Annotated in this window: 13 protein-coding genes; 2 read left to right on the top strand and 11 right to left on the bottom strand. The window is 43.0% G+C overall.

Going from position 1 to position 18,840, the window contains the following annotated elements; translation table 11 throughout:
* Positions 1-302: 302 nt before the first annotated feature.
* Positions 303-836, top strand: coding sequence for a type II secretion system protein (locus L1076_RS00235; protein ID WP_038878522.1), 534 nt, complete (start codon positions 303-305; stop codon positions 834-836).
* Positions 837-887: 51 nt separating this feature from the next.
* On the opposite strand, the gene L1076_RS00230 is transcribed toward L1076_RS00235, so the two are convergent.
* From L1076_RS00230 to L1076_RS00220, 3 genes are all read right to left on the bottom strand, one after another.
* Complete coding sequence (locus tag L1076_RS00230) at positions 888-1,868, bottom strand: chemotaxis protein (RefSeq protein ID WP_038867771.1); 981 nt, start codon at positions 1,866-1,868, stop codon at positions 888-890.
* A 262-nt stretch (positions 1,869-2,130) separates the two neighbouring features.
* The gene (locus L1076_RS00225; RefSeq protein WP_038867773.1) at positions 2,131-2,853 is read right to left on the bottom strand and encodes a nitroreductase family protein; all 723 of its coding nucleotides are present in this window, start codon (positions 2,851-2,853) and stop codon (positions 2,131-2,133) included.
* A gap of 103 nt (positions 2,854-2,956) precedes the next feature.
* Positions 2,957-4,867, bottom strand: coding sequence for a methyl-accepting chemotaxis protein (locus L1076_RS00220; RefSeq protein ID WP_042605950.1), 1,911 nt, complete (start codon positions 4,865-4,867; stop codon positions 2,957-2,959).
* Positions 4,868-5,232: 365 nt separating this feature from the next.
* On the opposite strand from L1076_RS00220, the gene L1076_RS00215 reads away from it, so the two are divergent.
* Positions 5,233-5,841 (top strand): response regulator transcription factor, encoded by a 609-nt coding sequence (locus L1076_RS00215; RefSeq protein WP_038867777.1) that lies wholly within the window; start codon positions 5,233-5,235, stop codon positions 5,839-5,841.
* On the opposite strand, the gene L1076_RS00210 is transcribed toward L1076_RS00215, so the two are convergent.
* From L1076_RS00210 to L1076_RS00175, 8 genes are all read right to left on the bottom strand, one after another.
* A complete protein-coding gene (locus tag L1076_RS00210) occupies positions 5,838-6,725 on the bottom strand; it encodes a LysR family transcriptional regulator (RefSeq protein WP_038867779.1) in 888 nt (295 codons plus the stop codon). The genes L1076_RS00215 and L1076_RS00210 overlap by 4 nt on opposite strands.
* Positions 6,726-6,915: 190 nt before the next feature.
* A complete protein-coding gene (locus L1076_RS00205) occupies positions 6,916-8,295 on the bottom strand; it encodes a GGDEF domain-containing protein (RefSeq protein WP_237302898.1) in 1,380 nt (459 codons plus the stop codon).
* Between the two features lie 10 nt (positions 8,296-8,305).
* The gene (locus L1076_RS00200; protein WP_038867782.1) at positions 8,306-8,905 is read right to left on the bottom strand and encodes a response regulator transcription factor; all 600 of its coding nucleotides are present in this window, start codon (positions 8,903-8,905) and stop codon (positions 8,306-8,308) included.
* A gap of 4 nt (positions 8,906-8,909) precedes the next feature.
* Positions 8,910-10,064: an EAL domain-containing response regulator gene (locus tag L1076_RS00195; RefSeq protein WP_042601570.1), complete on the bottom strand. Its 1,155-nt coding sequence runs from the start codon at positions 10,062-10,064 to the stop codon at positions 8,910-8,912.
* Positions 10,057-13,707: a transporter substrate-binding domain-containing protein gene (locus L1076_RS00190; RefSeq protein ID WP_237302897.1), complete on the bottom strand. Its 3,651-nt coding sequence runs from the start codon at positions 13,705-13,707 to the stop codon at positions 10,057-10,059. The genes L1076_RS00195 and L1076_RS00190 overlap by 8 nt, the downstream gene beginning before the upstream one ends.
* 325 nt (positions 13,708-14,032) lie before the next feature.
* Positions 14,033-15,958 carry a diguanylate cyclase gene (locus tag L1076_RS00185; RefSeq protein ID WP_237302896.1) on the bottom strand — a complete coding sequence of 642 codons (1,926 nt, stop codon included), beginning with the start codon at positions 15,956-15,958 and terminating at the stop codon, positions 14,033-14,035.
* On the bottom strand, positions 15,955-16,494 hold the full coding sequence (locus tag L1076_RS00180) for a YfiR family protein (protein ID WP_102387308.1): 540 nt from the start codon (positions 16,492-16,494) through the stop codon (positions 15,955-15,957). Before L1076_RS00180 ends, L1076_RS00185 begins: the two co-directional genes overlap by 4 nt.
* A complete protein-coding gene (locus L1076_RS00175) occupies positions 16,488-18,644 on the bottom strand; it encodes a TonB-dependent receptor (RefSeq protein WP_237302894.1) in 2,157 nt (718 codons plus the stop codon). The genes L1076_RS00180 and L1076_RS00175 overlap by 7 nt, the downstream gene beginning before the upstream one ends.
* Between the last annotated feature and the right edge of the window lie 196 nt (positions 18,645-18,840).

Raw genomic sequence — 18,840 nt, 5'->3', positions numbered from 1 at the left:
AGTAATAATTCCCCTACTCTCGCCCTGCGTAGGATTCATCAAAGCGCACTAAAACACAATCAAAATGTGTCAACATTTGAACTTCTTAGTCTCAGTTTCTACGACTTTACAATTCATACAGATTTGCAACGCTAGATTTACGATTTCCGCACTATTCAGCACAAATAAACGGCACTATAATCACAATCCATTTTAGAGTGGATGCACCATATAAATTCACCATTAATGGAAATTAATAGTCTATAGCACCATATAAATTAAAAACATTAGACTATCGTATCAACCTAATTAAAAGATGATTTATGAAAAGAAAATCAGGTTTTACTTTAATTGAGCTTGTTGTTGTTATCGTTATCCTTGGTATTTTGGCTGTCACCGCTGCTCCGCGCTTTTTAAACATTCAAGACGATGCTCGTGAAGCTCGCTTGGAAGGGATGAAAGGTGCGATAGCTTCTGGCCTAGGCGTCGGGTATGCAAAACTAGCAACTACAGGGCAAGAGCACCTTGCCTATGTTTCAAACAAAAACACACACGGCAAAACACCAATGCAAGCACTGCCTTTCGATGGTTGTGAGCTAAATGGCTCGAAGTACTGTGTATTTCTTTACGGCTACCCAGATGCGGACAATGATAGCCTTCCATTATTAGTTCAGGGAATTGATGGTTCGGACTCAGATTGGAAGATTATCCGACATCCATCGGGTTCAAGTACACGTGAAATGGTTATTGCTGCAGCAGATGAACCCCGCGCTAGCCTTACTCAATGTGGCATTTTATATGGACCGCCAGAATCAGAGAATGAGAGCTACACGCTAGAGATTCTTCCTTGTCCTTAATAAAACAAAAGGCTGCCAAATTGGCAGCCTTTTTGTCCACTGTCGGATAGACTACGCAAAATTAAACACGTGTTTATCCATCATATTCACCATACGGCCTATCTCAGGCTTGGTGATGGTGTCATTCGCACCAAGAGATAATGCCTTCGCGCGGTTGTCTTCACTCATCAAAGAAGAGAACATCACAATTGGAGTTTGGTTGTACGCTTCTGTATCACGTAGTCGTTTCACTAAGTGCATGCCATCCATACGAGGCATCTCAACGTCAGTGACGACAGCATCAAGCAACTCACGCACTGGTAAGTTTTCTTCTTTCGCCACTTCAATCAAGCTCATTAGCTTTTCATACGCTTCACCACCATCTTTACAAGTGATCACGTTATAACCCGCAGAAGCCAAGGTATCTTGAATCAAAGAACGAATAAATGCAGAGTCATCCACAACCATAATAGTTTTAGCATTACGTTTGCCAACCATTCGCTGGTTCAAATCAACCGATTTATCGCCCGTCACATCGTATTTTTCCATGCTCAGTTCTGGGTTGATGTCAGCAATGATTTTTTCGAAATCGAGAATCATGATTAAGTTGCCATCTTTACGCACAACAGCAACGACACAATCTTGCTCCCCAGCTTCTAGAAACTGGCTTGGAGATTCAACATCATTCCAAGAAATACGATGAATACGAGAAATACTGTCGATCAAGAAGCCATTAGTCATCTTGTTAAAGTCAGTAACGATAACAAACTTACGTTCTAAATCACGGCGTGTCGGGACACCTAACCAACCAGCAAGATCAACAAGAGGCGTAAGCACTTCACGAGAAGAAAAGACACCAATCATGTGCGGTTGGGCGTTCGGATAATCAGTCGTCTCTGGGACGCGAATCACTTCACGAACCTTAGCGACGTTAATGCCGTAAAAACATGTTTTTGTGCTGCCATCTGGCATTTGTTTTTCTAGATGGAACTCAATGATTTCAAGTTCATTGGTGCCACTTTCAGTCAAAATGGTGCTGGTTACGTTACTCATAAACCCAATTATCCAAAATACGCATCAAGAAAAAGAGGCTTGATGCAATGCCACAGAGAATCACTTCACAGGCGAAAAATCCAAGAGTCCTTTTGTAGTCGTTGAGACAGAATTTGTAAATAATCAAAAGGATGCGAACTGCACACTTCTCTATCAAATGCTGAAATTTTGTCTCATTTTTGAACAAAACACATTCAACGACTCAATATCGCAGTTTACTCACTACTGTTAACGGCATAGCGACAGAAAAGTTTAGTGTTAATTAATGTGATTTAATCACGCTGTCGTTGGCAACGCGATGACGTTCTCCATACACGCCTTCTTCACTTCTTACACCGCAGCTGATGATCATGGTGATCTGGTCACTACCACGTAACCCAAGAAGCTGCTTTACTCGTTTTGAATCAAAGCCTTCCATTGGGCACGTGTCGTACCCCTTTTCACGCATCGCATACATAAACGTCATCGCGGCTAAAGAAACACTCTTGTGCAAACAAACACGAATATCCGACTTACTGACTTCGCGAACCATTGGCTTATTGCGCCCCAACCACCAACTGTATAACTTGCGCACAACGCCACGAAGGCCAAATGCATCATTGTTGTAAACCATTGGAATCAGTTTTTCGTAATACTTAAGAGCGCGCTTAGCCGCAGCGTCGTCACGGTTTTCAAAAGCTTGACGCACAGTCTCTGCGTTGCGCTTGGCGCGCTCTTGCCAGTTATGAGTCGTAGCAACAAACACAACCAGTTCATTTGCCGTTTTCGCTGCATTTTGCCCCATACAAAATTCTGCAAGTTGTTCGCGTTTTTCAGATGAAATAACACGATGAAATTCCCACATCTGCATGTTGCTGCTGTTTGGGCTTAACGTTGTCAGCTCAAGGGCATCCGCGACATCACTGTGGTTAAATTCAGCACTGGCATCGTACTTACGTACAGAACGACGGGAGTGAACAATGGATTCAAAAGAAGGTTGGCTCATAACAGACTCAAAATAGAACAAAAAAGGGATCTTTACGTAATCATCTTCCTCCTGCAAGCGCAAATACAAAGGCAGACACAAAATCGCGTCTGCCCTTCTTATTTTATTGCAGTTTAAAAAAGCGAATCTGATCAGAGAGGTTTATCGACATCTTCGCCAACTCATCGGCGGCTTGGTTGCTGTCTTGAATCATATTTACCGTCTGGTCAACTTGATCGCGAACAGAGACAACACTTTGGTTGATCATTTCTGCGGTCGCAGATTGCTCTTCTGTCGCAGCTGCAATCTGTGTGTTCAATGCATTCGTTTGATCAATATTTGATGAAATACTTAAAAACGCATCATTGGCAGAAGCCGATTGCTGCACAGTTTGTTCCAACATGTGCTGGCCTGCATCGATAGATTCAACCACTTGAGAGGTATTTTGTTGCAGCGTAGTAATACGATTCCCAATCTTTTCGACCGCTTTTTGTGTTTCCTGCGCTAATTGACGAACCTCATCAGCAACAACGGCAAAGCCCCGACCTTGATCGCCCGCTCGTGCAGCTTCAATCGCAGCGTTTAACGCCAACAAGTTCGTTTGTTCAGCTATGGTTTGGATAACTTCGGTAATGTCTGCCACTTCCGCAGTACCATTAGAAAGCGTCCCAACTTCTTGACTCATGCTTCCCATCTGTTCAGCAAGTCCACCAACTTGTTGCATCGCACTGTTCATAACACTCTGCCCTCTGTCGGAGACCTCCGATGCAATTTCTGCTTCCCGTGATGCTCCGTTTGCGCTTTGTGCTACCTCTGCAATCGCCACCGTCATTTCATTCACCGCTGTCGCTACTTGGTCAGTTTCCAATTGCTGGGACTGCGCATTGCTCAAGATTTCGGAATTTACTGCAGAAAGTTGCTCTGATGCCGAAGCAAGAAGATCGCTACAAGAGATAACTTCAGAAACGGTTTTATACAGCTGCTCTTCCATGTTGTGTAACGCAACAAGCATTTCAGAAACCTCATCACTGCCTTTTGCATGCTGCTGCTCTACACTAATTTCACCTCGGCTCAATTTCTCCGCTACTTGCTTTGCAAAGATGACATTGTTCGTGATGTCTTTAGAGATAAATAGACACAAAAACGTCACTGCAGGTAAACCAATCAACAATGCCAAGGCTACATTCATCGTCGCTTGTTCTGTCGTTTGTTGAATTTCTTCCTTTAAAACATTCTGGTCATTAACTGCATCCAATTTTATTGCGTTGATTTGGTCCGCAATTTCAAAACCAATATCTTTAAGTGCATCCCAACGTTGATTCCTTGCTCGAATGGTTTCTGCAACACTGGATAACGCAGTTGAAAGGTGTCCAGTTAATTCGTTGAGTTTGTCTTGATCAACAAAATGAAGCTGTATCATGAATCTCTTCCAGTGATCCAGCTTTGCTTCAAATTGCTCATAGTCTTGCTCGCTGTTGGTTAACAAGTATTCCGTTGCTTCTTGCGTAAGCGCCTTAAACACCAAAGTCGCATCTGCTATCAAACCTCGCTCAGTTGTGTGTTTGTTCAAACGGCGCATGAGTTTGTTTTCTATCTCTTTTTGATAAGAAACTAAAGCATTCACATCGGTATTTCTTTTCGCCATTAATTGAGAAACTTCTCCCAAGTGCACCATATACTGTTCAAGCTGAAACGAAACCTTTTCAAAGCGCAACTTACGTTCATCATCCTCCGAACTTAATGCTTGCTTTTGCGCCTCGTCTTTAGCCAGATTTAACGCCTCCATTGCTTGATTGAAAAATAGGCGATCTCGGTTTGTTCGATAGGTTAATGCATTAATTCTTGCAGTTAGAAGATTCGCTTCGATTTCAGTTGCTTCAAATGCACTGCTATTAATCGATTGAAAGTGAATAAAGTTTGTATTGATTTGGTTGGTAGTAAGTACACCGACTGCGGTTATCGCAAAAAGTACCAAGATAACGGTACTTAAAATCAGGTAAAATTTGTGTTTTATTTTTTTAATCCTATTTAGCATTCCGCCTACTCCATAAGAACAGCAAGGAAGAAATAGTAAAAAACACGTTCCTTTACCGCAAATTAACGCCTTTCATAAAAAGGCGGTATCTCATTGTATTTTATAGGGTTTTAAGTTTTTGTAAGCTTTTTCCGACCCCAAAGAAAGAGACGGACGTCAATGCAACACTGCGAATCTTTCATCCTGCATCTAATTGATTTCATTATTTTTACTGCGACACCATCTCACAATTGAGACGACAAGTTTCAAATAGTGAAATTGTCATTTTCACCCGCTCGCCACAGATTTTTCCTACAATTCTTCCACATTAAATGACTGCTGAAGGGATGCGGCCAGTAAATTGAAATATAAGGTGAGGCATAAATATGAATAGCGTTCTTATTATCGACGACCAACCGTTATATAGTGAGGCTCTGGCTTCTCTCGTTCAAAGCGCATTTAAATCCGTGAATGTCGTTGAATCAACAGACAGCGCAGAGGTAATGGAGTTGATTCGTAACCAACCAATTGACTTGGTTATTCTGGATGTTGTGCTAGGTGATAGAGATGGTATGCGTTTAGCTAAGAATATTCTTGCAACTGGCTATCAAGGAAAGATCCTGTTTATTTCATCCCGTGATTATTCAAGTTTATCTAAAGCGGCCTTTGAGATGGGCGCACACGGTTTTTTGAATAAGAATGAGGCGAAAGCAACCATCATGGATGCGGTTCTCAGCGTAACACGCGGATATTCGATGTTTAAAGCGACGCACAACCAGTCCTCAGGTAACGTCACTTTATCGAATCGAGAAGCGATGGTTTTCCATTATTTAGCGCAAGGTTACTCAAATAAAAAGATTTCTGAGCAACTGTCATTAAGTGCGAAAACCATCAGTACTTACAAAACACGCATTCTGAAAAAGTACCACGCAGAATCCGTTGTTGAACTGCTCAACACCCTTCCTCAAGAAGAGTGCGGCAGCTTATGCTGTTAGACATTGACATACTTCGAGATGGCATCCGTCAGTAGCTGATGCATTGAATTGTAGCGATGAGTTTGTTTCATCTGTACCACCACTTTAGGGCGACCATCTGGGTAAAAGCTCTCTGGTACAGAGATAAAATTGAAACCGTTAATCGGTCTTTGGTATTCAAGCAAAATTGTCGCTGCACCTTGGTGTTTAATCGCCTGCAATAAGCTTGTGATATTTCCCATCGTTGCCACACGGTTAATGTTTATTCCGCTTTTCTCCAACGCGCGCTTCGTCACTTGTTCTCGATCCTTCCAACCATTCATTTCTAATAAAATGAAAGGAAGATCACACGCTTTCTCTAAATCGCTAATACCGAGCTCTTCCGGAACAACAACAACAGCTGGCGCATAACCAATAAATTGCTGATGGATTGACTTAGGATACTCTTCGTTGAAGTAATGCAATTGCATGTCTACTTTATCTTCCAAGATATCTTCAATCGTGTGGTCGGTACTGCTTGATACAGTGATGTAAGCATTAGGGAACAAAGACATCAAATCCCCAAGCAAAAGATGTCCAAATGAGTACTGAGCGGATTGAGGCAAACAAATCGTAATGCTCTTTTCGTATGAAAGCGGGTCAAACTCACGTCGAACTAAGCACGATTCAAGTTGATCAAGCGCCCCTGTAATTTCAGGAAGTTTACGCTTTAAATAATCCGTCGGTTCAAAATGATGTGCATGACGGATAAACAACTCATCCTCTAATTGTGTTCGCAAACGAGTGAGGTATTTACTGATCGAGGCTTCACTTTTACCCAATGCCTTAGCAACAGGTTTAAGTTGACGATGACGCTCTAACAGCACCAGTATTTTGAGGAGATTTAGGTCGAGATCTTTATTCACAGTGTGGTTACCAAGTAGAATCAAAGATTAAAGTTGTGTTTTTTATAATTAGTTTCGGCCAAATACAAAGAAAGCAGCCTTTGAATGAGCTGCTTTACTATAGAAGACCAAAGTCACGTTTTGGTCAAGTTTATCAAACTCTTATCTTTTCAATTAATAACAATATAGTCATTTACGCTGATTTTCCCGTTTAAGACACAGTTTCAGAGTAACTACGATGCCGTTTTGTTTCATAAAGGTCCTCATCCGCGCGCATGATCACATCATTTAACGTCTCGTGTTCGTTGCTCATGGCAAGTCCGGTACTGACGCTTACATTAATATCTAAGCTTTTTAAACGGTTCTCTGTCACGGCATTTTGCAGCTTTTTGGCCAACATCAGAGATTGACTCTCGCTGCATCCTGGTAGAATCGCAATAAACTCATCCCCTCCCGTGCGAATCAAGTAGTCAGACACTCTAAACACTTTCTTCATCGCATCCGCAATAATCACGATCACCTCGTCACCAACATGATGACCATATTTATCATTGATGCGTTTCACTCTATCGCCATCAATAGCAACCACAGTAAACGGAGTCATTTTTATCTTATTCTTGAACGCTTGTTCCTTGAACACCTTACGATTGAACAAACCAGTCAATTCATCTTTGGTTGCATCACTGATTGCATTGGCTAATTGAATTTTGCTTTCTTTGGACTCTTGCGCCTTTGAATAGTATCCATAAATAGATACAAACATGATTAGGAACAGGAATCCGAAATCAATCAGTATTTTACTGAAAGGAAATTGATAAACGATTAAGTTGTTGTTATCCGCAACGTAGCTTTGTGTATATGCAAAGTCTGACCACGGGTAATGTGGGTAGTAAACAACGATGTGTTTGTTGCCGTTGTTGATATCCACTTTTAGGGCTTTCCCTTCGACCTTGAGCGAATCGAGAAAAATTTGCTCTCCAAATTCACCAACAATCTCACCTTGGTAGTAAACAGGGCTAATCACACTAAATGCCCTACTCTCCGAATACGTCGTTTTAAAAGGTTTAGAAATGAGAATGCGATCGGTTAGCTGATCCTTCCATGCCGCGAGTACGCAAGAGTACGTTTGTTTACACCAATCAATATCAAAAGGTTCAGACAAGTTCTCAAGCTCTTTAATCGGATTCTCGAGAATCAATTTGCTCGCCGTATATGAACGAAAGTAAAGCACGACATCAATTCGTTCATAAACGTTTGCTAAATACCCTTCAGCCTCGTGCAGTACTTTCCGCGCAATCGTTTCGACATAGTCCAGTTCGCTGCCCGGCTCTAACGCATAGATCGCATCTTGAAAACTGAATTCCGTCAGTTGATTAATCTCATGAGCTGTGGAACCTTCATAACGTGCCAATTCAGATTCCATCAATAGACCAAGTAAGGTGACTTTTTGCTTGGTCTTGGATATCCCCTGAGTGTAAATCTTAAACTGCTTCACTTCATGGGAGATCAACATCGCACCGATCATGGTCATTGAAGTGGTAAACAAAAGCGCACTAAAGAAAAAAGACAAATAAATATTTTTCAGGTTCATCCCTTACCCTTTAAGTATCAACGACTTTTGAAAGCTCCACGATGTTCTTCACGTTGAACTTATCCATGACTCTGCGCTTGTATGTACTGACGGTTTTGTCACTGATCGACAGAACATCGGCAATATCTCGGTTACTTTTTCCTTGTAGAAGTAACTTCATCACCGCGCTTTCTCGGCTTGATAACGTTGGGACATTTCGATGCTCTTCCACTGTTTGTTTGAACTTGAAGAATGAATACCCTTTCGCAACCGCCTCTATAGCGTCTTTTAAGATCTCGTGATTTTCGGATTTACAGACATAACCATCGGCCCCTGAACGGAATGCCATTTGGCTATACATATGGCTAGTCTCAGCAGAAAAGAAAATCACTTTTCCGCTAAAACCATGGGATTTAATACGTTTATAAAAGTCGTAACCATCACAATCAGCAAGGTTCACGTCTAAGATAAGCAGCCCGATATCGCCTTCTTTAAGCATTTTTAAAGCGTCTTTTGAGCTTGTTGCCGTCATCACTTCATTGGCGATACCTAGGCTTTCAACAAGCGATTTAATGGCGATACAGACAAGTGGGTGATCATCAAAGATCAGGCAGTTTATTTTGTTCATCATTCTTTTAATTCAGTATTGTTATGGCTTCTAAAGGCATTGGTTTATCGATGTAATAGCCTTGGCAAACATCGATCGTGTATTGGCGCATGGCTTGCAGCGTAATCTCGTCTTCCACCCCCTCTGCGACGACGCTAATGTTGAGACTTTTTGCTAGTGCACATATTGCGAGCACGATGTTTTTCTTTTTCGGGTCATTCACTAACCCCTGTATAAACGAGCGGTCTATTTTCAGTTCGTTAAAAGGCAATTGAGCGAGTTTTTCTAGCGATGACGAACCAGTACCAAAATCATCGATACTCACCGTCACGCCATTCATTCTGAATTTGAGTAAGTTTTTGTAGAGTGCCGCGCTGGTCTGAAAAGTATCACGCTCGGTAATTTCTATTGTAAATTGGTCTGGGCTGATGCCGTTTTCGTAACATCGCTGAATGAACTGGCTTGCGAACTCGCAATCTTCAAGATTATCGTGGTCAACGTTGATTGAGACTTTTTGAGTGAGTCCACGATGCTTAATGTCGTATAACGCGTTACTAAACACGGCATCAAACAACTCGGCGGACAAATGACAACGTTCAACAATCGGCAAAAAACAATGTGGTGGTAAAACACCATAGATGGGATGAAACCAACGAGCCAGAGCTTCAAATCCGATAATGTCACCACTGTTAGCGTCCGCCAGCGGTTGGTAGTAGTTTTTGATGCGTCCCTCGCCAAGCGCAAACAAAAACTCTTGGTCTTGAACGTCTACGCATTGGTTAAATTTGGTGCTTTTGACTGGTTCTAGGTTAACTCGAGTCAGCATATCGATGACTTGCTGCTCTTCGTAAGGTTTCAATAGCTTTCCAAGCACTTCAAAACTAAAGCTTTCACACATCGCACGCACGGCTGTCACGATCGTCAGCTCCATCGCACTGACTAGAACAACTTTGCCTTTGTAACCAATTTGATTGAGCATCTCCATCATGTCGATGCCATCTTTCTCTGGCATCTGTAAATCACAAAAGATAACATCTAAATTGTTATGTTTCGCATGTGCTATCGCATCGTCGACCTTATCATAAGTAGCAACATCAACACCGTTACGTAATAACATCTGCCTTAACAACGTAATCTGTAGAGGATGGTCATCGATCACCATCGTGTTCAGTGGTTTATTCATGAGCTTTAATCCAGTGTCCTGCGAGGTTAACTTCATGTTCTATCCGGTCAATAAGTCCTGTGACGTGCGAATCGAAATCCGCGTCACTTGCCTGTTCAGCTTCAACACATAACTCAGCTAAGATAGTGACGCCTATCGCCCCTAACGCCCCTTTAATACCGTGAATAATTCGTTTCTTCTCTTGTTTACTTTCTGCCGCTTTTAAATTGGTTACGTCTTGCGTCATCGAGCTTTTAAAGACATTAGCGATCTCTTTTGCATCCTGCGCTCTAAACTTCTCTAGCCATTCAGGCCAAAGATTGTTTTTTTGTTCACTCAAGTAAGGCAGCAATTTAACCTTAAGCTGCTCAAGGTCGTATGGCTTAAAGAGAATGTCGTCGATCCCTATGGTTTTCGCTCGTTCGTTTGCTAGACGGGAATCCTCTGCGGTCACACCAATAACTGGGATTTTAGACAGCTCCTCATTTGCTTTGAGCTTGTTCACCAATTCAAAACCATCCATCTCCGGCATATGGAAATCGGTTAATACCAAGGTAACGAATTCGTCCTGATTTACGTATTGCCATGCTTCTAAACCATTGCTCACAATTACGGGTTCTATGCCGAGTTCTCGTAGCTGCATGGTTATGACACTTTGGTTTATTGGGTTGTCCTCTGCGACCAAGACCGTACCGTGCTTCCAAGAGACCTTATCTACTGGCTTAATCGGCTCAACTGTCGGTGTACAACCTTGGCTCAACAGACTTAACAACGTATCTGGATATTTTGCTTCTACTGCGGTTAGCGAACATATGGCGTCACAACCGCAGTTCAAATTAAGCCCTTGGTACTTCCCTTCCTCAGAAAATGTTCCAGCAAGGCTTGGGGAAATATCGGTTGCTTCCATTCCCCATACTTCACACCAATCGCGAATATTGGCAGGCAATGTCGGCGAGTAGCTATATACAATAGAAGGTTGCGCTTTGGGTTTGCAGAGCTTAACAGGCAGTTTAACCACGATGGTCGTCCCCAGTCCCGATTCAGAGTTAATCTGAAGGTCTCCGCCCATGCATTCCACAAGGCCATCAACAATGCTTAGCCCTAGGCCTGTACCCCCAAATTTACGAGTGATCGTATCGTCCGCTTGAACAAATGGTTGAAGAATCCCATCCAACTGCGCTTCCGTCATACCGATGCCGGTGTCGGCGATTTTTAGAATCAGTTGTTCTTGATTGAGCGCAATGCTAATCCGTATCTCACCATCAGAAGTAAACTTGACCGCATTTGATAAGATGTTCGTCGTAATTTGTACGAGTCGAACCGCGTCTACTTTTAACCAAGGGTTGGTAAAGGGTTTAACAGTCACTCGGTAATCCAACCCCTTACTCTGCGCTTTGGGTTCAAAACTACGCACAACATCGCATAAGGTTGTAATGACGTTGGTTTTTACTGGTGTCACTTTTAATTGTCCTGCTTCAAGCTTTGAATAATCCAGGACCTCGTCCACCAGCACGTTGAGGTGATTAAGAGAACGCATGGCTTGCGTGATGAGTTCTTTGTTGGTGTCACTTCGAGTTTGACGCTCTAATAAGTCGAGTAACCCATGCGCCGCAGACAGTGGCGTTCTTAGTTCGTGGCTCATGGTCGCTAAGAAGTTTTCACGTGCACGCACTGCCGTTTGAGCTTTCTCCTGAGCATCAATCAAGGCAAACTCACGTTCTTTTTGTTCGGTAATATCTTGAAGAACCGTTAGGACAAATTTTTTCTTGCTGCTTGGTGAAAGGATGGTTTTTCGCTCGCGGTACACGTGCTGAATACCACCTTTGCAACCGGTGGACGCGCTAGTATCGGTAATGCGTTTACCTTCGATTACTTCACGCAGTTCAAGGGCATTATCGACCAACGGTTTTGCGGTTTTTCGGTCGAGAATAGTGCAACCATTGCATCGCCGATTGAGGAACAAAGAGCAGTTACTCATTTGAATCTGGTTGTCTTCACCATGGATGAATACAATGCTGTTTATCTCTTGAATGATCCCCATCAACCACTGTTTTTCTTTCTCTTCATTAGTGGCATTGAGCTCAGCAAGGTTCACTTTCAGTTTGAGGTGCGCCAATACGAAGTAGACGACGGCGAGAAGCACCGCAAAAATGACCGCGACAAACAGTACAATGGTGGTAATCTCTTCTTCATCATAGCCATAGACTAGGTTGAAATTGCGGTAAGTCCGGTTTAACTTGTCGATCTCTTTGGCATCAATCGTATCGATGATGCTATCCAAGATTTTCTTCAACTTGGTATTGTGGTTGGCAACGGCAAAGGCAATCGACAACGTCAGAACATCCTTTTCGCTGATCAACAGTCCATCAATGTTATCTTGCGCAATCATGCTGTGAACAATGTCGTCAGGTACGTAAGCCACATCAATTTCGCCGTTCTTTAGATCACTAAGAAGTAGCTTCAAGTCGTCATAACGAGTAAAGCGCTCCTCCTTCCATGAGTCTAAGTTAACCAGTCCCTGTTTTTTTAAACTCATCAAAATGCCTGACGTCGCATCGTGAGGAGGATGATTCTCCACATCTAGCGCTTCAATCGCGACAAAGTTATTGTGCATAAAAGGCTTCGTAATTAGCCAATCAGACGACCGAACATGATCAACATAGGCGACAGGAACAAGGTCAGAGGAAAACGCAGTCAATCCACTATCTAAGCTGTTCGTGGGCTCTATGTACTCAAATTTTAGGCCTGTTCTTGAACGAATTAGGTCGATGAAATCAGGCAGGAAACCGTCTAGGCGAGCCGTGTGTGGATTGCGATAAAGAAACGGGAACGCTTCTTCGCTGCTGCTGTAAGTGATGGCTTTATTACTATCGAGATCACGACGGTACTCGACTAATAGTTTGTCGTTAACATGATATGGGTTCTTCGACGCGACCGAGCGAATATTCTTTCCGCGACGTTCCCAGCTCAAGATCTTATTGATTCGGTCAACCAAATCTTGGTTTGATTTTGAAGTGATAAAACTGACTTCTTCCTCGTTGAGCCAACTCGGAATGTCTACTGCCCCTTTTACAATATCGTTTTGGTCTAAATATTGATTAATGGCGACATACGTTGAGATAAGTGCATTGGCACGACCACTGCGTACAGCTTCAAATGCTTTTAGGCGCGTTTTTACTTCACGTACTTTGGTTGCACCCGCCTCTCTAATGTAGCCACAATAGACACTTCCCTCGACACAAACCCACTGAAGCTCTCGAGGATCACGTTGATTATAGTTGCTATCGCGGTACCAGACCGCAATCGTGCTGGAGAAAAAAGGTTCTGAAAATAAGAAGTGGCTAATTCTTTCTGGTGTTTTGCTAAAACCTACCGCGCCATCAACCGTACCATTTTCGATATCAGTTAACAGGGCAGGAATCGTGCTATAGGAACGAAGCTCCAATTTCAGTTCGAGGACCTTGGCGATGTTAGTCAGGTACTCAAGGTTGATCCCGTAGAAAGCACCGATTTCATCCCCTATTTGGGGATTTTCTGAATGCTGAGCAATAACGCCAACAACAACCGTTTCTTTTGGCTCATCCGCGGCAAACGAAACGTTTGAAGACGCAATAGCAATGAATGCGAAAATGAATACGATGTTTTTTCTAAGAATGCTAAGCATAACTGGCTTCCACGACTTGGGAGCTCAGACTAATTTGCACAGCTTAAATGTCAAATTTCGAAACTTAGCGAATTAATTTTATCTTATTGATAAGATGATAATTTTTAATAATTAGTAAGGACATTCTTACAACATTATCCACCTTGGACTACAACCAAATTGCGTTCACCATCTCATCATCAACAGAACGCCTTTCGCTCAAAAATCAAACAGCACAACATACGCCCCATTCTGAAAAGATAAAATGGACAATGACGTACATTTAAAAGCCACACCTCTATTTGCTCGTGTTTGACGCTTGTTCGCATAGTGTGTGGCTATTAAGTTAATCCAAAATACAAGCAGGCTCTAAACAGGCTTGGTACTGATTCTTACCGCCCTTTTTCGCAAGATACATAGCCATATCCGCAGCGTTAATTTGATCATCCAACGTCGAGTTATCTTCTCGCGCCCAATAACTCATACCGATACTTGCAGAGATATAGCAAGTGATATCGCCAAAGTAAAAGGGCTTCGCTAGGCTTTCTATGATGCGATTCGCGATCGGCTCACAACTCGAAGCCTCACGAACCGCAATCAAAAATTCATCGCCAGCAAGACGAGACACAAGATCCCTTCTCGCCACACAGTTGACCAAACGTTGAGCAACGGCTTTCAATAATTGATCGCCAACCGCATGACCGTATTGGTCATTAACTGCTTTAAATCCATCTAGGTCTAAGAATAAAATATGCTGTGAGGCACCCACATCATGCTTTTCCTGGAGTCGACGTAACGCTTTTGAGCGGTTGGCTAAGCCGGTTAATGGGTCATGGTTTGCTTGATAATTTAAACGTTTTAACTCGATGTCAATCGTCAAGTCCGTAAATGAGACCACAAACGCTTCTGCACGTCCATTTTCACTCTTCAAAGCGCGAACCTTCAGCTCACACGGCATCACACGCCCTTGTTGGTTTTTTACATCAACGTGCGTTTTGTAGTGACCCGTTTTCAATAACCTTAATTTAATCGCTTTCGTCACTTCAAAAGATGAAAACAATTCGAGACCTTTTAATGCATTAACCTCACCAAACCACTGTGTCGCAGATTGATTTTGAGTTTGAACGCTTAAAGCTCGATTCAATACCAATATGGCGTCTTGGTTTTGATCAAACATTAAATCGAGTAACTTACGTCTTTGCTCCGATAGCGTTTGCTCCGTAATGTCTTGAAGCTGAATCAAGCTGCTCTTTTCTGTGTCCATCGGGTTACAAGAGATCAAATAGCGCTTAGTCTTGTCAACACTACGAACTTCTAACCCTTTCACTGTAGTATGCGTATCGATTGCAAACAGGATACGCTCTACTTTCAACATAGGCTCGAAGTGACTCATCAAGAGGCTTCTCGCGTCCGAATTTGATTCCATCCCTTTTAACTCTTTTGCCGCTATAGGGTTGAAGTACGTCACCTGGTGATTTGACGAAACTACGAGTACGCAACGTTGCATTGCGTCGAGTGCACTATGGATATAACGGTTTTTATCTTCAACACGCTTTAACACTTGCGCCACTTGTGATTCACGTTCAGCCAAACTCATGGTCATTTCATTAAAGCATTCTGTTAGCTTACCAACTTCATCTTGATGATAAACTGGCAATGTTTTACGGAGGACCCCGACACGACTCATATGCTCAACAGAACGATGCAACGACAGCAATGGCAATGAAATTAATGAGTGTAGTAACTTTGCCAACGCCCACGCACACAACGAAAGTAAGAAAACGATAACGCCAAGCGATAACCACATTTTCCGTTCGTTTATTAATAGGTTCTCTAAAGAAACCCATATTTCGAGTGCGCCCAACTTCTCATCGCCTAATAAGACATCGTTATGACGCATCACAACGTTGAGATGTGAACAAATCACCTGACGCTCTTGCCAATGGCAACCTGCTGGCAGATCTTCTATCGATGCAATTGTTTTGTCATGCTGATTGATCACGACCGCGGAAATAATGTCAGGATCGAAACTCAGGTTGGTCAGTTGCTCTTTTGCCGTGTATGCATCATCAAACATCAATGCCGCTTGTAGCGTGTTCGCCACCCCTTGGCCAAGAATATCAATACGACGCTCCAACGCCTTTTCTTGTGCAAGTACCACGTATTGAATTGCGAGCGTACCAAGACCAATGACAATAAGAGTAATCATTAGCCATGTAGGCAACATCATCTTATGCCTTAAAGGCAAACGAGCGAGACGAGAGCGAATCATGGCGCGACCTCATCTTCAACCAATAATGAGATACTCAATAGTTGGGCACGCAGTTGTATCTGTGTTGGCGCGACGTGACTACGAGATACCATAGGACGAATACGATTGTTTACCTTAACAAAGGCGACCATCCCCCCTATTTTCACGAACTCTTCGCCATTACTGATCAACAACGAATGAGGGTATTGATCGCGCAACAATAAGATTTGGGACTTCTTTGCTTGCGGTATGTACAAGATATGGCAGGTGTTCGGCGTCACCGGATTTGATAAATCATAGTAACGAGACAACTGCGGCTTACGAGCAACGATGTTTTTAAGGTGCTCGCCAACAGAGTCACTTTCAGACACACAATACTCAACTGGGGCGATGGATTCCCCCGTCGCCATCCAATCGGCGAGCAAAGCAAAACGATATAAATAAACGGCTTTCAGCTCCGCATCATCGTATTGAGCAAAGGCAAACGTCGCGCTGAGCAGTGCCCAAATCATTATTACCCATTTCACTGCTGAGCTTCGCTCAAACCGTTTTACCATTGAGCGTAGTTCCAATCGAGCGTTAGCCAGTATTGCGTTCCATTAGCGAAAGGGTTGTAGTTGTTGGGAAACTCTTTGCTTTGGTCTGCACCTAGATTTTCTACCGACGCTGTAATTTGTGGCAAACAATCGTTGTATTGCCAACTTACCGATGCATCAAAGGAAACCACTTCCGGCCAGTTATAGTCTTTATTCGCTACGTTAACCGGATTCAAAGCCGACTCGTAATCATCGTGTAACTTAGATTCAGAAACATACTGACCAGTCACACTGAGCCACCATTGTGGCGTGATGTCCCACATTACTTGTGCATTCACAAAATGATTCGGTTCATTTTCAATCATACGTTTCACGGCCTTGTTGTTAGAGCAAATAGCGCCCTCACAATGGCCAACAATACGCTTGTAACTGTAATTGGCGTTTATTTGAATGTCTTGACGAGGTTGCCACTTCACAGAAACCTCTCCACCAAAACTTTCACTCCAGATCGGATCAACTAAGCTGGATGTGTATTGCTCTACAACAGTACCAACCGTGCCCGGTGATGAGCCACCAGTAACAATCGCTTGTGTCGCAGAATCCGTTTTATAAACACGAATATTTTCATGACGAGTATAAAAGCCACCAATATTGAATTGCAGTTTGTTCTCATCCCACAAACGGTATCCAAGCTCGTAGGTCGAGACTGATTCTACATCTAGGTCTTCATTCCCTTTTAATAGGTAACTGTAATAGTAGTCATAGTAATTACCGTCGCTGAACTGTACGTTTTCCATATAATGGTTTTCACGCATATACGTGTTCAGCTCCAATCGTGACGGTGTCACTATTGCTTTACCCCAACCCGCCCACAATCGTTGATTATTCGCGAGCTCATAACTCAAACGCACCTGTGGTTGTGGATCGACATGATGAGTAAGGTTGTTGTATTGCCAGCGATTACCTAATGTCAGTTTGGTTCTCTCGTCCAACGGAATACTCCAGTTGGCATACAGACCATACGATTGGTTGAGAAAATCTGGACTGTCCGATAAGCGCAAATAAGGCATCGTCATTTCATCGTGTTTATCGAAAGTTCCAAACTGTTCATCAATAAGCCGAATATTGGCACCAACAGTAAACTCGGTTCCCCATAGATTTGAAAAGGTATAATGGGAGTCTAGATCTGTTCGGAAAAATCGCGCATTATCGTGTGAAATGTCGTTAGAGCTGTAGGTTAACCAAACTTCATTTTCCCATCGGTCTCCGCTAGGACGATCAAAAATATGATGCCCCCCAACGAAGTACTCTTGCATGGTCATTTCGGTTTCATAAAAGTTGACCGGTTCTGCTCCGGGCATGACAAAGTGAGGCTGATAATTACCCCAGTTGTAGTCTTCGCGAGAGCGAATACCACCAGCTTGTACACTCAACGTGTGTTCATGCTTTTGATAATCTAATCGGCCACCAAAGCGTTCAGTGTATACGTTAAAATGTTGCAGCGGAGCCACACGAGCTTCATCACTTGTCCAAGGCATGTGATCAACAAACTCACCATAAACACTGTAGTTGGTGTACTCACCAATTGATCCTGCATGATGCAATTGATATTCACTGTAGCCATAATTACCAAAGCTTGCTGACACTTTCCCTTTTGCCGAGCCTTCTGCTTCTTTAGTGATGACGTTGATGACTCCTGTCACGGCATTACCACCCCACACTGTCCCAACCGGGCCCAGAACGATTTCTATTTGGGCAATGTTGTCCATGCTAACGGGAATTAAATCCCAATTAACACCGGATGACATTGGATTGAACACACTGCGGCCATCTACCATGACCAACATCTTGTTGTTAAGTGTTTCATTATTGCCACGCACACTGACCCCCCAATCGTAATTGGAGAACTTGGCGACATGAAGACCAGGTGCCAAAGATAATGCGTCAGCCACAGAACGAGCACCAGAGCGTTGGATCTCTTTGGCTGTAATCACATAAACCGAAGCTGGCGTGTCCGCAAGGGATTGAGAGGTACGAGTTGCCGAAACAACTTTTGTGTCTGCTAACGAGCACAGTGGCATCTCTAGCAGGGAATCAAGATCATAGTTAGCATCAGCTGGAGTAACAGCTACAAAAGTGGATGCAATCACGAGGTTTAACGACAAACGCATATGGGTTTTCTCAACGTTTGAACGCTAAATATCAATGTTATGGGGAAGAGGTTCAAACGCTAATTTACAGTGTATCTATATGAGTACAGTGTACCATTTGCCCTAGTGTGGTTCATTTTAAACCAACGCCAATTACGCTGAGTTATTTTTGTCGAGACGATTAATTGATGTGCTAGATAGTGGGTGTTGGTTGTAG

This window comes from Vibrio sp. MMG023, from assembly GCF_021654215.1.
Taxonomy (GTDB): Bacteria; Pseudomonadota; Gammaproteobacteria; order Enterobacterales; family Vibrionaceae; genus Vibrio; species Vibrio jasicida.
This window is presented reverse-complemented; position numbering and strand designations above follow the sequence as displayed.

Coding starts and splice junctions, on each gene's coding strand:
- L1076_RS00235 (WP_038878522.1), top strand. CDS start 303: ATGAAAAGAAAATCAGGTTTTACTTTAATTGAGCTTGTTGTTGTTATC.
- L1076_RS00230 (WP_038867771.1), bottom strand. CDS start 1,868: ATGAGTAACGTAACCAGCACCATTTTGACTGAAAGTGGCACCAATGAA.
- L1076_RS00225 (WP_038867773.1), bottom strand. CDS start 2,853: ATGAGCCAACCTTCTTTTGAATCCATTGTTCACTCCCGTCGTTCTGTA.
- L1076_RS00220 (WP_042605950.1), bottom strand. CDS start 4,867: ATGCTAAATAGGATTAAAAAAATAAAACACAAATTTTACCTGATTTTA.
- L1076_RS00215 (WP_038867777.1), top strand. CDS start 5,233: ATGAATAGCGTTCTTATTATCGACGACCAACCGTTATATAGTGAGGCT.
- L1076_RS00205 (WP_237302898.1), bottom strand. CDS start 8,295: ATGAACCTGAAAAATATTTATTTGTCTTTTTTCTTTAGTGCGCTTTTG.
- L1076_RS00200 (WP_038867782.1), bottom strand. CDS start 8,905: ATGATGAACAAAATAAACTGCCTGATCTTTGATGATCACCCACTTGTC.
- L1076_RS00195 (WP_042601570.1), bottom strand. CDS start 10,064: ATGAATAAACCACTGAACACGATGGTGATCGATGACCATCCTCTACAG.
- L1076_RS00190 (WP_237302897.1), bottom strand. CDS start 13,707: ATGCTTAGCATTCTTAGAAAAAACATCGTATTCATTTTCGCATTCATT.
- L1076_RS00185 (WP_237302896.1), bottom strand. CDS start 15,958: ATGATTCGCTCTCGTCTCGCTCGTTTGCCTTTAAGGCATAAGATGATG.
- L1076_RS00180 (WP_102387308.1), bottom strand. CDS start 16,494: ATGGTAAAACGGTTTGAGCGAAGCTCAGCAGTGAAATGGGTAATAATG.
- L1076_RS00175 (WP_237302894.1), bottom strand. CDS start 18,644: ATGCGTTTGTCGTTAAACCTCGTGATTGCATCCACTTTTGTAGCTGTT.